Raw genomic sequence first — 18,081 nt, forward strand, 5'->3', positions numbered from 1 at the left:
GCTTGACAATGTCGGGATGCAGACGGCAAGGTTCTCGGTACGCCATCCCGGAATGGAGAGAACATCCCAGGATGAACCTGGAACCGAACGAAGGGGACCCGATGAGGTCGGCACACATCTCCCGCCGTCAGGCCGAAGCGTCGTTTGACGGGCTGGAGTTCGATGTTTCTGCTGTTCAGGCTGCCGCGCCGGTGGCCTGGGACTTCCTGGAGTACACCGCCGAGGAGCGCGAAGTTGACGCGCTGATCGCGTCGGTTGACGCGGAGCTGGCCGCCGCGACGGTTGCGGCGGACGTGCGGGTGACGCACTCGTTTACCGACGTCCGCCGGGCGACCCGCTCGGAGCGCCGCAGCGGCCGGACGGTGCTCCGGGCGTTGCCGTCGCTGCTGGACACCACCGCTGCCACGTCGTCTGAAGGCGAGGCCGCGTGATGCACACCTTCGATCAGGCGTTGCCGCAGGTCCAGCGGGCTCATGAGCACGTGCGGGACGACCTGCGTAAGGCAGACACGAAGGCGCAGACGCTGCTGTCCGTGGTCGCTGCCGTGCTGGCCGGTGTAGTCGCGCTGACCACACGATCGGTATCCCCGGTGGCCATGGTCGCGCTCTGGGCGGCCGCCGCGCCGGTGTTCGGGGCGGTGCTGGTGCTGCTGTCGGCCCTGCGTCCCCGGCTTTCCCAGTTCCCAACTCCGGGGACCTGGTTGGACGCGGTCTATCACGGCCCGGCCGCGCTGCTGGAGGCGGCGAGCTCGGCGGCCGCACAGACCATCGCGGCGGACGTGGTCCTCATCGGCGGGGTCGCGGTGCGGAAATACCAGCGGATTTCCCGCGCGGTCGGGCTGCTGTTCGTCGGGATCTGCGTCCTCGCCGTCGCCCTGGTCCTGGCGGTGCTGACATGACCGGCCGCCGCGTTCTCCCCGCCGTATCCGCTGTTTCTGACCCCGACCTGCGCGGCTCGAACCGCCAAGCACGCTCCGCGCAGACCGGGACTCCCCACCACCACGCAGGTAGCTACACGGGAAGGCCCCTCATGGTACGGAGCAGGAAGCAGAACGTCGTGCACATCGCCGACGGCGACACCACCCTTGTGGCGCTGGCCCGAGGGACCCGGGACGGGCTCCCGGTGTTCGGGTGGGGCGAGGCCCCGGCCGGACTGCTCACCACCACCCAACTCCGAGCGGCCGGGCTGTCGCCCGCTGGGCTGGACCCGCTGGCCCTGCTGGTGTTCCGCCACCGCAAGCCCTACGCCCGTCTGACCGTGGCGGAGCTGTATTCCGCGGTTGCGGCTGCCGCCCGCCCTGAGCCGACCGAGGCTCAGCGCGTGGCCCGTCTGCGGAACCTCGAATACGCCCAGCGAGCGCTGCGCACCTGCGTGGACTGCGCGCAGGAGAAGGACTACCGCGTGCCGACCAGCACTCGTCAGTGCTGGTCGTGCCTGGAAATCGAGATGGCCAACGCCGTGGAGGTGGCCGCATGAACACGCAAACCCTGATGATCCTGGGCGGCCTGGCGCTGGTCGGTGTGTTCAGCGTGTGGCGTGCCGGGCGAAAGTCCGCCACCAAGGCGCAGAAGGGCGTGCGGGAGGTGACCCGCATGACCGGCAACACGATCCGGCTCATCCTGGCCACCGCCGTCATCGCGTTCGTCCAGTGGCTTGTGGTCGTGAAGATCGGCAACCCCACCGCCACCTGGATCGCGCTCATCGTCCCGGCTCTGTTCGCCGCCGCCACCATCGTGCGGCTCATGGCCATCACCGAAGTCGTCACCACCACGCGGGGAGGTCGTCACTGATGGCACGCAAGAAGACCGAGGGCGAACAGATCGGCGACCGCGTAGTCCACACGCTCCTGTCCGGCATGAGGGCCAAGGACCGTCAGGCCGTCCTAGGCGAGCTGACCCCGGCCGAGCGGCAGGAAGTCCTGGAGTCCGAGCTGGACGGCCGCATCGCGCAGTGGGACCAGACGCACGAGACAAAGTGGGGGGAGAGCTGATGACCACCACCGACATCGCCAACGCTCCGCAGGACGCGCGGCACCAGCCGCTCACCGAGGCCGACAAGCTCCGGCAGGACGCCGAGTCAGCCGCTCAGGTTCGCCGTCTGGCCAACCACCCCGACGTGATCGCGCTGCGGGTGGAGAAGGTCCGCACTCAGATCGACGTGCTGTTGTGGGTCGGGATCTTCCTCGGTCTCGCCTTCACCATGGTCAACGTCCAAGCTTTCGCCGCCTCCGGGTCGGCCCCGTGGTCGCTCGGGTGGCTGTCCGCGTGGCTGCTGGACCCGATGGTGTCGCTCGTCCTGGTCGCCGTCCTGCGAGCTGAGCAGATCACCGCCCGCTACCAGGTCCAGACCGGCAAGTGGGCGCACCGGACGAAGTGGTTCGCGTTCCTGGCCACCTACGTCATGAACACCTGGAAGTCCTGGACCCACCTCGACGTCGCGGGGGTCGCGCTGCACTCCGTGCCGCCGGTGCTGGTGTTCCTCGCCGCCGAAACCGCGCCAGTCCTGCGGGACAAGCTCACCGAAGCCGTCATGAAAGCCGCCGGGCACACCTTCACCGGCGAGACGGACACGCGGGAGACGGCCCCGGCCGCCGAGGCCACCCCCGCCGGGACCCCGGACGCGGAGGAGCCGGTGCCCACGCCGGCACTCTCCCCGACCCCGAAGCCGCGCCGTACCGCCCGTAAGGCCAAGGCTCCCGCCAAGCAGGGCCGCAAGCTGCGCGCCGATTACCTCGCCGAGGCCCGCGCCGCCTGGGCGCCCGGCATCGAGATCACCCCGGCATGGGTTCGTGAGGTCTGCCCCGAGGTCTCGCGCGGCACCTCCAAGAACGTCGCCGACGACCTAATCGCCGAAACCCGCACCGCGCCCACCGTCCTGCCGGTACCCGCCCCGACCACCACCGCCCGCACCGACTCGGAGGAGGCCGCCTGATGTCCACCACCGCCGACCACACCCCCGCATCCGCGAACGGCCCCGAACCCGAGAGGGACACAACGGTGAACACGCCCAACCCGACCCCCGACACCACCTCTGACGAACGCCCGGACGGCCGTGTCGTGAACGGCAACGTGGTGGAGTTCAAGCCGGGCACCGCCCGCACCGCCGAGGAGATCCCCACCCCGCGCGACACCGCCACCGTGGTCCGCTCGAATGTCCTCGACGCAGAGATCGTGGACGAGTCCGAGCCCACTGCGAAGGTGGACCCGCCGGAGGCCAAAAAGTCCTGGTGGGAGACCGTGTCCGACGCCAAGGCCCGGCCGCTGGTCGCGTCCTGGCTGCTCTCGGCCGAGGAGTTCAAGTCCCGCGCGAAGTTCCTCGTGCAGCTCGCCGGGCACCAGACCGCGTTCCACGCGTTGCGGGTGCCCGTGTACGTCCCGAGCGCGCTTCTCAAGGCTCCAGGCGCGCTGTGCCGGGGGACCGTTCGTGTACACCGCTGGGTGTTCGACGCGGAGTCCAAGCCGGTGCGCATGGACGCCCGGGACCGGGCCGACGTGAACGAGTACATGAGGTTGCGCGAGGCCCGGAACGAGACCGTTCGCCGCCGCTCCGCGCCGGTGATGGTCGGCGTGCTCACCCTCATCGCCCTCGTCTATCTCGCGATCACCTACGTCACCCCGTTCTGGAACTGGACCATCCTCATCACCGCCATGACGTTGGTGGGCTGGTTCGGGGCGCCGAAGGACAAGCCCGTCGCCGGGCGCGCTGTGGACAGCGCGAAGGCGCCGAAGCTCACGTCGGCGATGATCGAAGACGCCCTTGGGGCGCTGGGTATCGCGGGGATCAACCAGGCCATCGCGAAGGGCCGGGGCATCGGGTTCCCGTCACCGATCGTGCGGGACGGCCCCGGATGGCGCGCGGATATCGACCTGCCGCCGGGCGTCACCGCGGGGGACGTCATCGACCGTCGCGAACGGCTCTCCTCCGGTCTGCGCCGTCAGCTTGGGTGTGTGTGGCCCGAGGGTGACCCGACCATCCACGAAGGCCGTCTCGTGCTCTGGGTGGGCGATAAGGACATGTCCACCACCAAGCAGGCCCCGTGGCCGCTCGCCAAGCCTGGGGCGACGGTAGACCTGTTCAAGCCGCAGCCGTTCGGCACAGACCAGCGCGGCCGGTGGGTGCCCATCACGATGATGTTCGCCTCCGGTGCCATCGGCGCCATCCCCCGCATGGGAAAAACCGTGTCCCTGCGCGAAATCCTGCTCATCGCCGCACTCGACCCGCGTTCGGTGCTCTACGCCTACGACCTCAAAGGCACCGGTGACCTGTCCGCGTTGTCGCAGGTCTGCCACGGCTACGGAGTCGGCGACGACCCCGAAGACATCGAGCGCATGGTGGTGGAGATGCGGGAACTCCGCGAAGAACTCCGCCGCCGCGCCAAGGTGATCCGGAACCTGCCCGAGAACGTGTGTCCGGACAACAAGGTCACCCCCGCTCTGGCGTCGCGGAAGGACCTCGGGTTGGCGCCCATCATCATCGGCGTCGACGAGTGTCAGGTGTGGTTCGAGCACCCCGAGCACGGCGACGAACTCAAGGAAATCGCGACTGACCTGGTCAAGCGTGGTCCCGCGCTGGGTATCGGACTGTTCCTGGCCACGCAGCGGCCGGACGCGAAGGCCATCCCGACCGACATTTCGGCGAACCTGTCCATCCGGTACTGCCTGAAAGTCATGGGGCAGACCGAAAACGACATGGTCCTCGGAACCAGCCAGTACAAGAACGGCATCCGCGCGACCACCTTTGCCTGGTCCGACAAGGGAATCGGCTACCTGCGCGGTGAAGGGTCGGACGCGCAGATCACCCGCTCCGTCTACCAGGACGGGCCGACCGCCAAGCGCATCGCCGCCGGTGCCCGCAAACAGCGCGAAGCCCTGGGCAACATCACCGGCTACGCCGCCGGGGAAGAAGTCGACCTGGACACCGCGCGCCTGGACACCCTCGCCGATGTCCTGAGCGTGTTCGAGAAGGGCGAGGAAAAGCTCTGGTCCGATGTGATCGTGTCCCGGCTCGCCGAGCTGCGCCCCTCGACCTACGGGAAGTGGAACCCGGCCGCCCTGGCCACCGCGCTCAAGCCGGACGGGGTGAAGCCCGGACAGGTGTGGGCCACCGACCCCGAAACCGGCAAGGGCAGCAACCGCAACGGCTACACCCGAGACGCCCTCACCAAGGCCCGCGATAACCGAAAGTAACGGCCGAGTGGAGCTAGGCGCGCTTCGCGCTCTAGACCGGAGCGCCCCTAGACCTAGACCCCCACTCTAGAACCCCGCGACTTTCTGACCAGGACTCTAGGGGCCTAGAGCGCCCCCGCGCCGACCAGCGGAAACCCGCGAAAACTCCAGCTAGCCGCCATCGCCACCGGCCCTAGCCCTGGTCGAGCGCTGCCCAAAACAGGCACACACAGTCACCGAGGATTGGACTCCGTTTTGACCACGCACACCACCGGCCGCGTCCTCATCGCCGCCGTCCCGCTCGCCCTCGTCACGCTGTTCGTCACCGGCTGCGAGGTCCCGGCCGCCACCGGAACCCCCGGCAGCCTCGACGCCACCACCGTCACCCGGCAGCTCGCCAAGCTCGCCGTGAAGCCCGCCGACACTGGCGTCCACTACAGCCGTGACGACTGGCCGCACTGGGACAGCGTCGGCAAGGGCTGCAACCGCCGTGAGGACACCCTCAAGACCCAGGGCCGCAACGTCACCACCGGCAAGGGCTGCAAGGTCCTGAGTGGAGAGTGGACCAGCCGCTATGACGGGGTGAAGGTCACCGACCCCGAAGGCGTCGATATCGATCACATGGTGCCGCTCGCCGAGGCCGCCCGCTCGCACACCCGCGACTGGACCGAGGCCCAGCGAACCCGTTACGCCAACGACCCCAACGTTTTAGTCGCTGTGTCGGCGAAGTCCAACCGCAGCAAGGGTGACCAGGACCCCGCGAAGTGGCTGCCCTCGCAGGACCGGTGCAGCTACGTCGCGCACTGGGTGCGGGTGAAGACCACCTACCGCATGAGCGTCGACCAGGCCGAGCACGACGCCATCGCCGCCGTCCTCAAGCGCTGCTGACCGACCGGTGACCTACCGCCCCTAACTGTCCTCTGTGGAAGGTACTTCGATGGACACGGCACACCCGCTCACCGATCCCGAACGCCAGTTCCTCGGCTGCCTCATGTGGCTGTCCGCCGACCAGGCCCGCCGCCTGCTCACCGGCATGCGCGCCGCCGACCTGGCCGACCCCATGGCGACGTTTGTGCTTCAACTGGCCATCGAACTCGTCGCCGACGGCCACCCACCGGCCCCCGTCGCGCTGTTCGTCCACGCCGTCCGCACCGGCCGCGCCACCGGCGAACACCGTCAGCACCGGCTCGGCGGGTGGCTGCGCGAGACCTACAGCGACGTCACACCCGCCCTCGCCGGATGGCTCAAAACCGTGGTCCTGGAAAACGCGTGGCGACGTGCTCTCACCGCTCACGCGCAGCGCCTCATCCAAGCCGCGGAATCCAGTCCCGCCGAAATCGTGCGGGACCTCGCCGACGACACCACCGCCGAGGAGCTGTGGACCCGCTACCGGGACACCCTCGGCGAAAGTGCCGGCATTCCCCGTCTCGACTCCCTCCGAGGAAAGGCCGCCTGATGACCACCACGACCAAGACCGGCGCCGAGCTGCTGTCCACGCTGCACGCCGCTCTCACCCGCTACGTCGTCATGCCCTCCGAGCACGCCACCGACGCCGTGGTGCTGTGGATCGCCGCCACCCACGCCCAACCGGCATGGGCACACGCGCCCCGGCTGGTCATCCGTGCGCCGGAACGCCGGTGCGGGAAGTCCCGTCTGCTCGACGTTGTCGAGGCGACCAGCCACAACCCGTTGATCACCGTCAACGCCAGTCCTGCCGCCGTCTACCGCTCCATCACCCCTGACCCGCCCGTGCTGCTCGTCGACGAGGCCGACACCATCTTCGGCCCCAAGGCCGATGGGAACGAAGACCTGCGCGGCCTGCTCAACGCCGGACACCAGCGAGGCCGCCCGGCACTGCGCTACGACGCCGCCAGTTCGACCGTGATCACCATCCCGACCTTCGCGATGGCCGCGCTCGCCGGGATCGGTGCCATGCCCGACACCATCGAGGACCGCGCGGTGGTCGTCCACATGCGACGCCGCGCCGCCGGAGAGAAAGCCGCCGCCTACCGCTCGCGCCGCGACCGTGACCCGCTGCGCGAACTGGCCACCCAGCTCACCGAGTGGCTGCGTGCCGACCTCGCCTCGCTCGAACGCGCCGAACCGGCCATGCCCGTCGAGGACCGGGCCGCCGACACCTGGGAACCGCTGATCGCCGTCGCCGACCACGCCGGGGGTACCTGGCCCGAACGCGCCCGCGCGGCATCGATCGCCATGACCCAGCAAGCCAACGACACCGGTGAAATGTCGGACCGGATGCGCCTGCTCACCGACTGCCGGACGGCATTCGGTGACGAACTGGCCCTGCCCACCGCCGAACTGCTTACCCGCCTGCGGGGCATGCCGGAATCCCCCTGGGGCGAGTACGGGCCGACCGGACTCACCTCCATGAAGATCGGCAGCCTGCTCCGCGAGTACGGCATCCGCTCCGACACCATCCGCTTCCCCGGAAGCGGTCAGGCCAAGGGCTACCGCAAGGCCGACTTCGCCGACGCCTGGACCCGCTACTGCCCTCAGAACACCGACCCGCAGACAGGGGAGCCGTCCCAGCCGTACCAGCCTCATAACACCAGCTCAGAGCCGGTACGGCTCGATTCCTGGTACGGCTCAAGCCGTACCACCAAAAAAGCCGTACCGCCCCTGACCAGCGAAAACGAGGCTGGTACGGCTGGTACGGCTCTCCCGCTCCGCGCCGTCAACGGCGACGCCTGAACGACGAGGCCACACCCGCCAGACCCGGCTATCCCGGTAACTGCGGTAACCCCGGTAACCGTGCAGGTCAGACGGTTACCGAGCCGAAATCGCTGCGGTAACTGCGGTAACCGGGTTACCGAGGTTACCGAGCCGAAAATCCCTCGGTAACCGTCTGACCAGCGAAGTTACCGAGGTTACCGCAGTTACCGACAACACCCGCTCAAACCACCGAGGAGCCCGCCATGCCCATCGCGCACGCCACCAGCACGCACCGCCGCGCGAGGAGAACCCGCCACCATGGCCACCACGAACTGGCTCACAGTCGCCGAGTTTTGCGCCGAGATGAAGATCTCGCGCCGAACCTTCCAGCAATGGCGCGCCACCGGGCGCGGACCTAGCTGCCTGAAACTGCCGAACGGTGATCTCCGTATCCGCCGTTCCGAGTACGAACACTTTCTGGACATGTGCGAGGAGGCTGCTGCCTGATGGCGACCACACACGACGTCCGAATCTGGACGCTTTACAAGTACGAGGGCAAGCGGAAGACGACGCACCGAGCCCGTTGGGTTGTTGCCGGTGAAAAGTTTGGCGAAAGCTTCGACACGCTCGCTCTCGCCGACAGTTTCCGATCCAAGCTCCTCACCGCCGCCCGTGAGGGAGAAGCGTTCGACACAGAGAGCGGGCTACCGGTCTCGATGCTTCGCGCGACCGAGGTCAAGACTTGGTTTGCGTTCGCTTGCGAGTACGCGGATATGAAGTGGCCAGAGTCATCGCCCAAGTACCGCGCATCTCTCGCAGAGTCGTTGATGACCATCACGGTTCCCATGCTCAAGGGGAAACCGCCATGCGACCCCAAGACCCTGCGAAAGGCCCTCAAGACCGCCTTTAACCTGAACACACGGAACGCTCCCCAAACCGAGGAAGTCCGACAGGCTCTCTCGTTCGCCGCGAAGGCAAGCCGCAATGTCGGTGAGCTGGCGAATGCGGACACGCTGCGCACTGTTCTACGCGCCCTGGATCTCAAGTTGGACGGAAAGAAGGCAGCGACCAACACCGTGCGGCTCCGCCGTGTCGCTCTCGGGAACGCCATCGAGTACGCAATGTCGCCCGAACAGAAGCTTCTGACGGCGAATCCGGTTGAGGACGTGAAGATGAAGAAACGAAAGTTCGTCGTCCACGAGGTAGACCCGAAATCCGTCGTGAATCCGATTCAGGGGCGAATGTTGCTCGAAGCGGTCGGCACGATCGGCAAGCAGGGGCCGCCCCTCGTGGCGTTCTATGGGCTGATGTACTACGCCGCTCTCCGGCCGGAGGAGGTAGCGAACCTGAACAAGGCTGACCTGTCGCTGCCCAAGGAAGGGTGGGGAGATCTTCTCCTCAGGAAGGCGCGCCCGGAGATCGGGCAGGAATGGACGGACTCCGGCGAGGCATCCGAAGAGGGGCCGCTCAAGCACCGGGCCGAAGAGGAGGAGCGGACGGTGCCGTGCCCACCTCAACTCACCGCGCTACTCCACGAGCACCTACGCCAGTTCGGGACCGCGCCGGACGGCAGGCTGTTCCGGGGAGCCCGCGACGGCGGCCGGGTCGGCAGCTCGGTCTACGGCCGGGTGTGGGCGACGGCACGCGAACGGGTCTTCACGGCTGAGGTGGCCGCTGGACCACTGGGGAAACGTCCCTATGACCTCCGCCACGCTGCGGTGTCCACGTGGCTCAATGGCGGTGTGGAGCCCACTCGTGTGGCCAAGTGGGCCGGACACAGCCTCTCCGTGCTGCTGAGGGTCTACGCCAAGTGCCTCGACGGCGGGGAGCAGGCCGCCCGAGACCGCGTGACCAGGGCTCTTGGCGGCGAGTAGCCCGGAAAACTTTGGCGCGTATTTGGCGCGGCCACCCGCTACCAGCCGCGCCGAGCTGCACACAACTGCACATAACAAGATCGGCCCCCTGACCTGGTTTCCCAGGTCAGGGGGCCGATCTTGCTGGTGTGGCGAGTGAGGGATTCGAACCCCCGAAGGCAGTGCCGTCTGATTTACAGTCAGATCCCTTTGGCCGCTCGGGCAACTCGCCGTGACCGGGTGTCCCCGGCCGAGACGAAAGAATACCCAATGCCGTGGCGGGCCGGTCAACCGGGTTCCACAGGGCTAGGGTGGAAGCTCCTGACAAGCGAGTACGAGGTGTGAGAACACGTGGCGGATCCCTCTTTCGACGTGGTGAGCAAGGTCGATCGCCAGGAGGTGGACAACGCCCTGAACCAGGCCAGCAAGGAACTCGGTACACGGTTCGACTTCCGGGGTACCGGGACCAAGATCGACTGGTCCGGTGAGGAGGCGATCGCGATCGAGTCCGAGACCGAAGAGCGCGCGCTGGCGGCGGTCGAGGTGTTCAAGGAGAAGCTGATCAAGCGCGGCATCTCCCTGAAGGCGTTCGAGGCGGACGAGCCGGCGTTGTCCGGCAAGATCTACAAGGTGGGCGGCAAGATCCTGCAGGGGATCGCGTCGGACAAGGCGAAGCAGATCGCCAAATTCATTCGCGACGAGGGCCCCAAGGGGGTCCAGGCGCAGATCCAGGGCGACCAGCTGCGGGTGTCCGGCAAGAAGAAGGACCAGCTGCAGGACGTGATCGCCTTGCTGAAGGGCAAGGATTTCGAGATCGCGCTGCAGTTCACGAACTACCGCTGACAGCGGCACGGCGAAGGCCACCTTCGGAAGTCTCGAAGGTGGCCTTCGTCATAGCTACGACGCGGTGACCGTCCAGGTCCCGTCGCCTTCCACCGAGAGGTAGGCCGGGCCGGACACGGGCACGCTGCCCTTGTAGTCGCCGAGCTGGTTCACGGGGAGCTCCGAGTAGTCGTCGCTGTGCACCCACACCGCGGTGCGGCCGCTGTTCTTGGTCGTGACGGCGACCGACGAGACAGCGTCGGGCACGGCGAAAACCGCTTCGCTCTTGCCCGAGAGGGGCTTGCCCGGTTCGAGCACGGGCAGACCGCTTTCGTCGGTGATGGTCAGCGTCCAGGCGGCGTTGGCCTTGATGGTGAACGTCTTCGCCTGGTGGTCGGGCATGTCGTTGATCCACTGCGTGCCCTTGTACGGGCCGATGTCGTTGACGATCAGCTCGTTCTCGGTGTTGACCGCGACGTGCCCGGAGCACTTCGGACAGTCGAAGGTCACGAAGCCGAGACGCATCGGCCAGGTCATCGGGACCGACGCGTTCCCCTTGCCCGAGTGCTTCTCCTCCGGCTGCGGACCGGGTCGCGGGGTGGTGGTCGACGTCGGCGGCGGCTCGGTGGTCGCCGAAGGCGAGCGCAGCCCTTCCGGAGTGGCCGCCTGCGGGACGACGCGGCCCAGATTCGACGGCGAGCAGGCCGTCAAGCCGACCGTCAGCACCACGACGGCCGACGCCGCGCACAAGCGCCTGTTCACGGACTCCCCCTAGTTGTTCGGTCATGGGATCTTCGCCGACCGATAGCCCAGCGTTACCGGGCCACCCGGCCGAGCGATTCGGGCCACCCGGGCGTGGGTTTCTGCCGCAACGCCTTCCTTGGAGTCCGAAAAGGACAAATGCCCGTGTTGTAATCCGGCGATCGCGTTCAAGGAAGGTCTCGATGAAGCGCCGTTTCAGCTCCGCACTCGCTCTCGCGCTGTCACTCACCGTGATCGCGTCCCTGTTCACCTCCGCGCAGGCCGCGGAGCGCCAACAGCTCGTGCCCGGCTACGGCTCGTACGCCCGGCTCATCCGCCTGGAGCATTCGTCGATCGGCCGCGGCCGCATCCTCGCGTCGCTGACCAGCGAAGACGCGAGCGGCAAGTTCACCCCGATCATGGAGAGCACCGACGAGGGCCAGACCTTCCACAAGATCGGCGAGGTCCGCGACCGTGACGGGCGCTACGGCATGTGCTGCGGGACGCTGTACGAGCTGCCTCAGCGTGTCGGCAGGCTCCGCGCGGGCACCCTGCTGTGGGCCGCGAGCTACCGCCAGGACGCCGGTCCGCAGCGACGGATCGGCATCAAGATCTGGTACAGCCGCGACGCCGGCCGCACGTGGTCCTTCCTGTCCGAGGCCGCCCGTTCGCACAACCACGACGGCATCTGGGAGCCGGAGTTCGTCGTCGACGCGGGCGGCACGCTCTGGCTGCACTACGCCGACGAGACCGAGGCGCCGCAGTTCGCGCAGGTGATGAACCGGGTCGCGTCCACCGACGGGGTGAACTGGGGCACCAAGCAGCGCACGATGGCCATCCCGCCTCACCGGGTGCGGCCGGGGATGCCGATCATCCGCCGCCTCCCCGACGGCCGGTACTACCTGGCCTACGAGATCTGCAACTACGGCGACCGCTACTGCGACCCGTATTTCAAGATCTCCTCCGACGGCGCCAACTGGGGTGATCCGCTCGATCCCGGCACCCGCGTCACCACCGCCAACGGCAACTACTTCCAGCACGCCCAGACGATCACGCTGTTCCCCGGCGGCCCGAACGGGGTGCGGCTGGTGATGGTCGGGCAGATCTACACCAACGCCGCCGGTGTCCCGCAGGCCAAGAACGGCCAGGTCCTGCTCGCCAACGACAACTTCGGCGCCGGGAACTGGTACGAACTGCCCGCCCCGGTGCACATCGTCGGCATCCACAACAACTTCTGCCCCAACTACAGCTCGACGCTGCTGCCGGTCGACGGTGGCAAGAACGTGCTGCAGATCTCCACCGAGTACAACCTGGGCTGTAAGGCCTATTTCGCGAAGGGCCCGGCGTTCTGATCCACCCGGTAGTGTGAGTCGTCGAGAGAGACGGCTACGGAGCGGGGGCTGCGGATGAAGGGCATCGTGCTGGCCGGGGGCAGTGGGACGCGTCTGCATCCCATCACCCAGGCGATCTCGAAACAGCTGTTGCCGGTCTACGACAAACCGATGATCTACTACCCGATCTCGGTGCTGATGTTCGCCGGGATCCGCGAGATCCTGATCATCTCGACCCCTGTCGACCTGCCGCATTTCCGGCGGCTGCTCGGCGACGGCAGCCAGTTCGGGCTGAGCTTCAGCTACGCCGAACAGGCCGCCCCCAACGGGCTGGCCGAGGCGTTCGTCATCGGCGCGGACTTCGTCGGCGACGACGACGTCGCGCTCGTGCTCGGCGACAACATCTTCTACGGCCAGGGGTTCTCCAGCAGGCTGCAGGCCGCCGCGACCGCGCTCGACGGCTGCGTGCTTTTCGGCTACCCGGTCAAGGATCCCCAGCGCTACGGCGTCGGCGAGATCGACGCCGATGGCAAGCTCCTCTCGATCGAGGAGAAACCCGAGAAGCCGAAGTCGAACAAGGCCATCACCGGCCTGTACTTCTACGACAACCAGGTCGTCGAGATCGCCCGTGACCTCAAGCCCTCCCCTCGCGGTGAGCTGGAGATCACGGACGTCAACCTCGCCTACCTGCGGCAGGACCGCGCGACCCTGGTCGACCTCGGCCGCGGCTTCGCCTGGCTCGACACCGGCACGCACGACTCGCTGCTGGAAGCGGGACAGTTCGTGCAGGTCCTCGAACACCGGACGGGCGTCCGGATCGCCTGTCTCGAAGAGGTCGCGTTGCGGATGGGCTTCATCGACGCGGACCAGTGCTTCGCGCTCGGCGCGAAGCTGGCGAAGTCCGGCTACGGCGAATATCTGATGAACGTCGCGCGCACGCAGGGCGCTACCGGCTGAACAGGTGCTCCCGCAGGGTGTCCCCGGTGTAGTCGGTCCGGAAGACACCCCGTTCTTGGAGATGCGGGACGACGTCGTCGACGAAGGCGTCCAGCCCGCCCGGGGTCAGGTGCGGGACCAGCACGAAGCCGTCGGCGGCGTCGCTCTGGACGTACTCGTCGATCGACTCCGCGACCTGCCGGGCGGTGCCGACGAACTGCTGGCGCGCGGTCACCTCGATGACCAGTTCGCGGATCGAGAGTTTCTTCTCCTCCGCGATCGTCCGCCATTTCGCGGCCACGGCCAGGGGATCCTTCTCGTGCCGGACGCGGCCCCAGGTCAGCGGCTCGGCGTCGGGGTCCGGGTCGACCTCGGGCAGCGGGCCGTCGGCGTCGTAGGCGGAGAGGTCCCGGCTCCAGACCTGTTCGAGGAACTGGATGGCGGTCGCGGGACGCACCTGCTGGTAGCGGATCTCCCGCGCGTACTCGTGCGCGTCCTCCTCGGTGTCGCCGAGGACGAAGGTCGCGGCGGGCATGATCAGCAGCTCTCCGGGCTCGCGGCCATGGGCGGGAAGCCGTCGTTTGACGTCGGCGAAGAACTCCTTGCCGCTCTCCAGCGAACCGTGGCGGCTGAAGATGACGTCGGCGGTCTTGGCGGCGAATTCCCTGCCCTCGTCGGAATCCCCGGCCTGGATGACGATCGGCTGTCCTTGCGGCGTCCTCGGGACGGTGAACTCGCCGTGGATGTCGAACTGCGGTCCTCTGTGGACGAATCGGCCGATGCCGCGGGCGAAGACGCCGTTCTCCTTGTCCCCCACCACCGCGTCGGGTGCCCAGCTGTCCCACAGCTCCCGCACGGTGGCGAGGAACTCCTCGGCGCGGTGGTAGCGGTCCTCGCGTTTCAGGAAGCCGCCTCGCCGGAAGTTCTGCCCCGTCCACGCGTCCGGTGAGGTGACGACGTTCCACGCGGCGCGGCCGCCGGAGAGATGGTCGATGCTCGCGACCTGTCGCGCGACCTCGTACGGCTCGTTGAAAGTCGACGAGAGCGTGCCGGCGAGACCGAGGCGGGTGGTGACCGCGGAGAGCGCGGCCAGCACGGTGGTGGTGTTCGGCCTGCCGACGACGTCGGAGTCGAGGATCTTGCCCGCGTGCTCGCGCAGGCGCAGGCCCTCGGCGAGGAAGAGGAAGTCGAACTTGCCGCGCTCGGCCGTGCGCGCGAGGTGCTCGAAGGACGAAAAGTCGATTTGGCTACCCGAACGCGGGTCGCTCCACACGGTCGTGTTGTTGACGCCGGGGAAGTGTGCGGCGAGTTTGACCTGTTTGGGCATCTGTCACGCCTCCGCGTACTGGTTGGCGGCGACCCCGAGGCCGAGGTGGTCGCGCAGGGTGGTGCCGGTGTAGGCCTGCCGGAACACGCCCGCGGCCTGCAGCGCGGGGACGGTCTCGGCGGTGAAGAGCGCCAGGTCGTCGGGCAGGACCGCGGGCCGGATGTGGAAGCCGTCGAGGTTCGCCGACGCCGCGATGCGGGGCAGTTCGGTGGCGAGGTCGGCGGGAGTGCCGGTGAAACTCAGGCCCGTCGGGAAGGGCGCGTAGGCCTCCAATGCGTGACGGCGGTCGATGGCCGCCTGTTCGGTCTCGGCGAGCACGATCGAGAGGCCGGCCAGGAGTTTGGCGTCCGGGAAGCGCTCGCGGGCGTCGCGGATCTCGTCGATCAGGACGACGTCGGCGCCGTGCGCGTAGGGCGAGTCGCCGTAGACGGCGGTGATGGGATGCCCCTGCGGCGGGCGCGGCGTGATCGAAGGTCCCTTGATGCTGAAGAAGCGGCCTTCGAAGTCGACGTAGTGCAGTTTTTCGCGGTCGATGAAGCGGCCGGTCGGCTCGTCGCGGATGATCGCGCCGTCCTCCCAGCTGTCCCAGAGGCGCGCGAGGACGTCGACGACCTCGGCGTTCTCCGCTTCGGCGTCCACCTCGGACGGCAGCGTGCGCCTGCCGAAGTGCGCGACCTCGGCTTCGGTGCGCGAAGGCACCGCGAGGACGCCTGCGCGGCCGCGGCTCGCGAAGTCGAGCGAAGCGACGGCCGTCGAGATGTGGAACGGTTCGGTGTGGGTGGTGGTGACCGTCGGGACGAGGCCGATCCCGCTGGTCACGGGGGCGATCGCGGCGAAGGTCAGCAGGGCGTCGAGACGTCCTCGGACGACCTCCTCGCCCCCGGGCTGGAGCGCGAGGGTGTAGTCGAGGGTGACGAAGTCGAGCGAAGCCGCTTCGGCGAGCTTCGCGTGGGCTAGGTAGTGAGCGGCGGTGAACAACGCGGCCGGGTGGACGTCGGACACCCGCCAGGCGGCCGGATGCTGCCCGGCCCCGTCGAGCGCGACCCCGAGGTGCAACTGCTGTGCGGAACCCATGCCCGGGGAACCCGCTGGCCCGCCCCTCGATTCCGGCTCCCACGAGGTGAGACGTCGCGTTTAGCCCCCTAATCGCGATCCCGGCACCGACCTGCGTTTAGCCCCCTAATCGCGATCCCGGCACCGACCTGCGTTTAGCCCCCTAATCGTGATCCGGTGGGGGTGGGCGCAGGTCAGAAGGGGTGGCGCGCCATTTCTTCCAGGCGCCGGATGCGTTCGGCGATGGGCGGGTGGGTCGAGAAGAGCTTCGAGAGGCCCTCGCCCGGACGGAACGGGTTCGCGATCATCAGGTGCGACTGCGAGACCAGCTTCGGCTCCGGAACGAGCGGGGCCGCGCGCGTGCCTTGGTCGAGTTTCCGCAGCGCGGACGCCAGCCCGAGCGGGTCGCCGGTGAGTTCCGCGCCCGACGCGTCGGCCTGGTATTCCCGCGACCGGCTCACCCCGAGCTTCACGACGGCGGCCGCGATCGGCCCGATCAGCACCAGGAGCAACGCGACCAGCGGGCTGTCGCCGTCCTCGCGGTTGCCGCCGCCGAAGACGCTCGCGAACATCGCGATGTTGGCGATCACGCTGATCACGCTCGCCAGCGCGCCCGCGACGCACGAGATGAGGATGTCGCGGTTGTAGACATGGGACAGTTCGTGCCCGAGCACCGCCCGCAGCTCGCGCTCGTCGAGCAGGTCGAGGATGCCGGTGGTGCAGCACACCGCCGCGTGCCGGGGGCTGCGGCCGGTGGCGAAGGCGTTCGGGGCCTGGGTGGGGCTGATGTAGAGCCTCGGCATCGGCTGACGCGCCGTTGTCGCCAGTTCGCGCACGATCCGGTACATCGCCGGCTGCTCGGCCTCGGAAACCGGCCGCGCTCGCATGGCCCGCAGGGCCAGCTTGTCGGAGTTGAAATAGGCGTACGCGTTGACGCCGAGTGCCACCACCAGGCCGATGACCAGCGCGCCCCGCCCGAAGAAGCCGCTGATCCCGACGATGAGCGCGGACAGCACGCCGAGCAGGACGACGGTCTTCAGCCCGTTCTGGTGTTTGTGCACGGCGTCCTGCTCCTCTCTTTCTCCGGGATTGGGGGGTTACTCATCGGAAACAACGCGATCGGGGGACGCGAAGTTCCTTCGCGTGCCCGGATCCCGGGTTATCGTCGAACCCCGGAACGATCATGGGGAGGCGCCCGTGCGAGGACCCGAACTGAGCCGCCGAGCCCTGCTCACGCTGGCCGCGGCCGGCGCTTCCGCGGTCGTTTTCGCGCCGTCGTCCAGAGCAGAGAAGGTGCTCGTCATCGAGGTCGGGGGCGCCCCGGATGCGGTCGCGGTGAATTCCGTCACCGGCTTCGCCTACGTCTCGGACCCGGCCACCGGCACGGTCGTCGTCCTCGACTCGCGGAGCGGCACCGTCGGCGACGTGATCCCGGTCGGCGGCGAGCCCGCCGGGCTGGCCGTGGACACCGTGACCAACCGGGTCTACGTCGCCAACCCGCCCGGCGGGACGGTCCTCGTCATCGACGGCCTGCGCAACGAGGTCGTCAGCGTGGTGCCCGCCGGTCCGGGCGCGTCCGATGTCGACGTCGACGAGCAGGCGAACCGCGCGTACGCGGTCAGCGATCTCACCGGGACACTCGCCGTCATCGACGGCGTCGGCTGCCGCATGCTGAGCCTCGTCCCCGGCCCCACGCGGTCGCTGGCGGCGACGGCGGTCGACAGCGGACGCAAGCTCGCGTACTGCACCAGCCCGGACACGGACTCGCTGGAGGTCTACGACATCGGCGCTGCGAAGTTCACCGGCGGGATCCCGGTCGGACAGTCCCCGACCGGGGTCGCCGTACACCGGCCGTCCGGGACGGTGTTCGTCGCGAATTCGGCGATCCACCATCTGTCCGTTGTGGACGGCGGTGCGCGCAAGGAGAAAGCGACCGTGCTGCTGCGCTCGGAATCGTCGGCGGTCGCGGTCCACGAAGGATCGAACACCGTCTACGCCAACGGAGGCCCCAACGGGGTCGCCAGGATCGACGGCGTCACGAGCCTGCTCACCGGTGACCTGTCACTCGGCGTGAACCCCGGCGCGGTCGCGATCGACCAGCGCACCAAAACGGTGTACGTGACGGATCCCTTGCGCGGCAGGGTTTCCTTGATCAGGGATTTTTGAGTTCTCACGTGGAG

At 68.1% G+C, this 18,081-nt stretch carries 20 protein-coding genes and 1 tRNA gene; 16 read left to right on the forward strand and 5 right to left on the reverse strand.

Annotation, left to right across the window (positions count from 1 at the left end; translation table 11 throughout):
- Positions 1-71: 71 nt before the first annotated feature.
- The 12 genes from IE302_RS27590 (at position 72) to IE302_RS27645 (ending at position 9,712) form a co-directional block, all read left to right on the forward strand.
- Positions 72-431, forward strand: coding sequence for a hypothetical protein (locus tag IE302_RS27590; protein WP_191257329.1), 360 nt, complete (start codon positions 72-74; stop codon positions 429-431).
- Positions 431-898 carry a Pycsar system effector family protein gene (locus IE302_RS27595; RefSeq protein WP_191257330.1) on the forward strand — a complete coding sequence of 156 codons (468 nt, stop codon included), beginning with the start codon at positions 431-433 and terminating at the stop codon, positions 896-898. Before IE302_RS27590 ends, IE302_RS27595 begins: the two co-directional genes overlap by 1 nt.
- 131 nt (positions 899-1,029) lie before the next feature.
- Positions 1,030-1,476: an RRQRL motif-containing zinc-binding protein gene (locus IE302_RS27600; RefSeq protein ID WP_191257331.1), complete on the forward strand. Its 447-nt coding sequence runs from the start codon at positions 1,030-1,032 to the stop codon at positions 1,474-1,476.
- A complete protein-coding gene (locus IE302_RS27605; protein ID WP_191257332.1) occupies positions 1,473-1,790 on the forward strand; it encodes a hypothetical protein in 318 nt (105 codons plus the stop codon). Before IE302_RS27600 ends, IE302_RS27605 begins: the two co-directional genes overlap by 4 nt.
- Positions 1,790-1,990, forward strand: coding sequence for a hypothetical protein (locus tag IE302_RS27610; RefSeq protein WP_191257333.1), 201 nt, complete (start codon positions 1,790-1,792; stop codon positions 1,988-1,990). The genes IE302_RS27605 and IE302_RS27610 overlap by 1 nt, the downstream gene beginning before the upstream one ends.
- Positions 1,990-2,931, forward strand: a complete 942-nt coding sequence (locus IE302_RS27615; RefSeq protein WP_229907957.1) for a hypothetical protein — start codon at positions 1,990-1,992, stop codon at positions 2,929-2,931. Before IE302_RS27610 ends, IE302_RS27615 begins: the two co-directional genes overlap by 1 nt.
- A complete protein-coding gene (locus IE302_RS27620) occupies positions 2,931-5,186 on the forward strand; it encodes an FtsK/SpoIIIE domain-containing protein (protein WP_229907958.1) in 2,256 nt (751 codons plus the stop codon). The genes IE302_RS27615 and IE302_RS27620 overlap by 1 nt, the downstream gene beginning before the upstream one ends.
- Positions 5,187-5,420: 234 nt before the next feature.
- Positions 5,421-6,053, forward strand: coding sequence for an HNH endonuclease family protein (locus IE302_RS27625; RefSeq protein WP_229907959.1), 633 nt, complete (start codon positions 5,421-5,423; stop codon positions 6,051-6,053).
- Between the two features lie 49 nt (positions 6,054-6,102).
- Positions 6,103-6,621, forward strand: coding sequence for a hypothetical protein (locus IE302_RS27630; RefSeq protein WP_191257334.1), 519 nt, complete (start codon positions 6,103-6,105; stop codon positions 6,619-6,621).
- Positions 6,621-7,877 carry a DUF3631 domain-containing protein gene (locus IE302_RS27635; protein ID WP_191257335.1) on the forward strand — a complete coding sequence of 419 codons (1,257 nt, stop codon included), beginning with the start codon at positions 6,621-6,623 and terminating at the stop codon, positions 7,875-7,877. Before IE302_RS27630 ends, IE302_RS27635 begins: the two co-directional genes overlap by 1 nt.
- 279 nt (positions 7,878-8,156) lie before the next feature.
- On the forward strand, positions 8,157-8,345 hold the full coding sequence (locus tag IE302_RS27640) for a helix-turn-helix transcriptional regulator (RefSeq protein WP_191257336.1): 189 nt from the start codon (positions 8,157-8,159) through the stop codon (positions 8,343-8,345).
- Positions 8,345-9,712, forward strand: a complete 1,368-nt coding sequence (locus IE302_RS27645) for a tyrosine-type recombinase/integrase (RefSeq protein ID WP_191257337.1) — start codon at positions 8,345-8,347, stop codon at positions 9,710-9,712. The genes IE302_RS27640 and IE302_RS27645 overlap by 1 nt, the downstream gene beginning before the upstream one ends.
- Before the next feature lie 129 nt (positions 9,713-9,841).
- On the opposite strand, the gene IE302_RS27650 is transcribed toward IE302_RS27645, so the two are convergent.
- A tRNA-Tyr gene (locus tag IE302_RS27650) sits at positions 9,842-9,923 on the reverse strand.
- Positions 9,924-10,042: 119 nt separating this feature from the next.
- Here IE302_RS27650 and IE302_RS27655 point away from each other — a divergent pair.
- The gene (locus tag IE302_RS27655) at positions 10,043-10,534 is read left to right on the forward strand and encodes a YajQ family cyclic di-GMP-binding protein (RefSeq protein ID WP_005152002.1); all 492 of its coding nucleotides are present in this window, start codon (positions 10,043-10,045) and stop codon (positions 10,532-10,534) included.
- Positions 10,535-10,588: 54 nt separating this feature from the next.
- Here the strand turns inward: IE302_RS27655 and IE302_RS27660 are convergent, their stop codons facing one another.
- Positions 10,589-11,275 (reverse strand): hypothetical protein, encoded by a 687-nt coding sequence (locus IE302_RS27660; RefSeq protein ID WP_191257338.1) that lies wholly within the window; start codon positions 11,273-11,275, stop codon positions 10,589-10,591.
- 182 nt (positions 11,276-11,457) lie between these two features.
- On the opposite strand from IE302_RS27660, the gene IE302_RS27665 reads away from it, so the two are divergent.
- Positions 11,458-12,606, forward strand: coding sequence for a sialidase family protein (locus IE302_RS27665; RefSeq protein WP_191257339.1), 1,149 nt, complete (start codon positions 11,458-11,460; stop codon positions 12,604-12,606).
- A 54-nt stretch (positions 12,607-12,660) separates the two neighbouring features.
- Complete coding sequence (gene rfbA / locus IE302_RS27670) at positions 12,661-13,542, forward strand: glucose-1-phosphate thymidylyltransferase RfbA (protein WP_191257340.1); 882 nt, start codon at positions 12,661-12,663, stop codon at positions 13,540-13,542.
- On the opposite strand, the gene IE302_RS27675 is transcribed toward rfbA, so the two are convergent.
- From IE302_RS27675 to htpX, 3 genes are all read right to left on the reverse strand, one after another.
- Positions 13,532-14,848, reverse strand: a complete 1,317-nt coding sequence (locus IE302_RS27675; protein ID WP_191257341.1) for an NtaA/DmoA family FMN-dependent monooxygenase — start codon at positions 14,846-14,848, stop codon at positions 13,532-13,534. The two genes, rfbA and IE302_RS27675, sit on opposite strands and share 11 nt — an antisense overlap.
- A gap of 3 nt (positions 14,849-14,851) precedes the next feature.
- Complete coding sequence (locus IE302_RS27680; RefSeq protein ID WP_191257342.1) at positions 14,852-15,922, reverse strand: LLM class flavin-dependent oxidoreductase; 1,071 nt, start codon at positions 15,920-15,922, stop codon at positions 14,852-14,854.
- A gap of 173 nt (positions 15,923-16,095) precedes the next feature.
- Entirely contained in the window at positions 16,096-16,962 is an 867-nt protein-coding gene (gene htpX / locus IE302_RS27685) for a zinc metalloprotease HtpX (RefSeq protein ID WP_191257343.1), read from the reverse strand.
- Between the two features lie 136 nt (positions 16,963-17,098).
- Here htpX and IE302_RS27690 point away from each other — a divergent pair, with 136 nt between their 5' ends.
- Entirely contained in the window at positions 17,099-18,067 is a 969-nt protein-coding gene (locus IE302_RS27690) for a YncE family protein (protein ID WP_191257344.1), read from the forward strand.
- Positions 18,068-18,081 lie beyond the last annotated feature (14 nt).

Source organism: Amycolatopsis oliviviridis, from assembly GCF_014654365.1.
Lineage (GTDB): Bacteria > Actinomycetota > Actinomycetes > Mycobacteriales > Pseudonocardiaceae > Amycolatopsis > Amycolatopsis oliviviridis.

Coding starts and splice junctions, on each gene's coding strand:
- IE302_RS27675 (WP_191257341.1), bottom strand. CDS start 14,848: ATGCCCAAACAGGTCAAACTCGCCGCACACTTCCCCGGCGTCAACAAC.
- IE302_RS27645 (WP_191257337.1), top strand. CDS start 8,345: ATGGCGACCACACACGACGTCCGAATCTGGACGCTTTACAAGTACGAG.
- IE302_RS27680 (WP_191257342.1), bottom strand. CDS start 15,922: ATGGGTTCCGCACAGCAGTTGCACCTCGGGGTCGCGCTCGACGGGGCC.
- IE302_RS27640 (WP_191257336.1), top strand. CDS start 8,157: ATGGCCACCACGAACTGGCTCACAGTCGCCGAGTTTTGCGCCGAGATG.
- IE302_RS27630 (WP_191257334.1), top strand. CDS start 6,103: ATGGACACGGCACACCCGCTCACCGATCCCGAACGCCAGTTCCTCGGC.
- IE302_RS27590 (WP_191257329.1), top strand. CDS start 72: ATGAACCTGGAACCGAACGAAGGGGACCCGATGAGGTCGGCACACATC.
- rfbA (WP_191257340.1), top strand. CDS start 12,661: ATGAAGGGCATCGTGCTGGCCGGGGGCAGTGGGACGCGTCTGCATCCC.
- IE302_RS27605 (WP_191257332.1), top strand. CDS start 1,473: ATGAACACGCAAACCCTGATGATCCTGGGCGGCCTGGCGCTGGTCGGT.
- IE302_RS27610 (WP_191257333.1), top strand. CDS start 1,790: ATGGCACGCAAGAAGACCGAGGGCGAACAGATCGGCGACCGCGTAGTC.
- IE302_RS27665 (WP_191257339.1), top strand. CDS start 11,458: ATGAAGCGCCGTTTCAGCTCCGCACTCGCTCTCGCGCTGTCACTCACC.
- IE302_RS27615 (WP_229907957.1), top strand. CDS start 1,990: ATGACCACCACCGACATCGCCAACGCTCCGCAGGACGCGCGGCACCAG.
- IE302_RS27595 (WP_191257330.1), top strand. CDS start 431: ATGCACACCTTCGATCAGGCGTTGCCGCAGGTCCAGCGGGCTCATGAG.
- IE302_RS27620 (WP_229907958.1), top strand. CDS start 2,931: ATGTCCACCACCGCCGACCACACCCCCGCATCCGCGAACGGCCCCGAA.
- IE302_RS27600 (WP_191257331.1), top strand. CDS start 1,030: ATGGTACGGAGCAGGAAGCAGAACGTCGTGCACATCGCCGACGGCGAC.
- IE302_RS27635 (WP_191257335.1), top strand. CDS start 6,621: ATGACCACCACGACCAAGACCGGCGCCGAGCTGCTGTCCACGCTGCAC.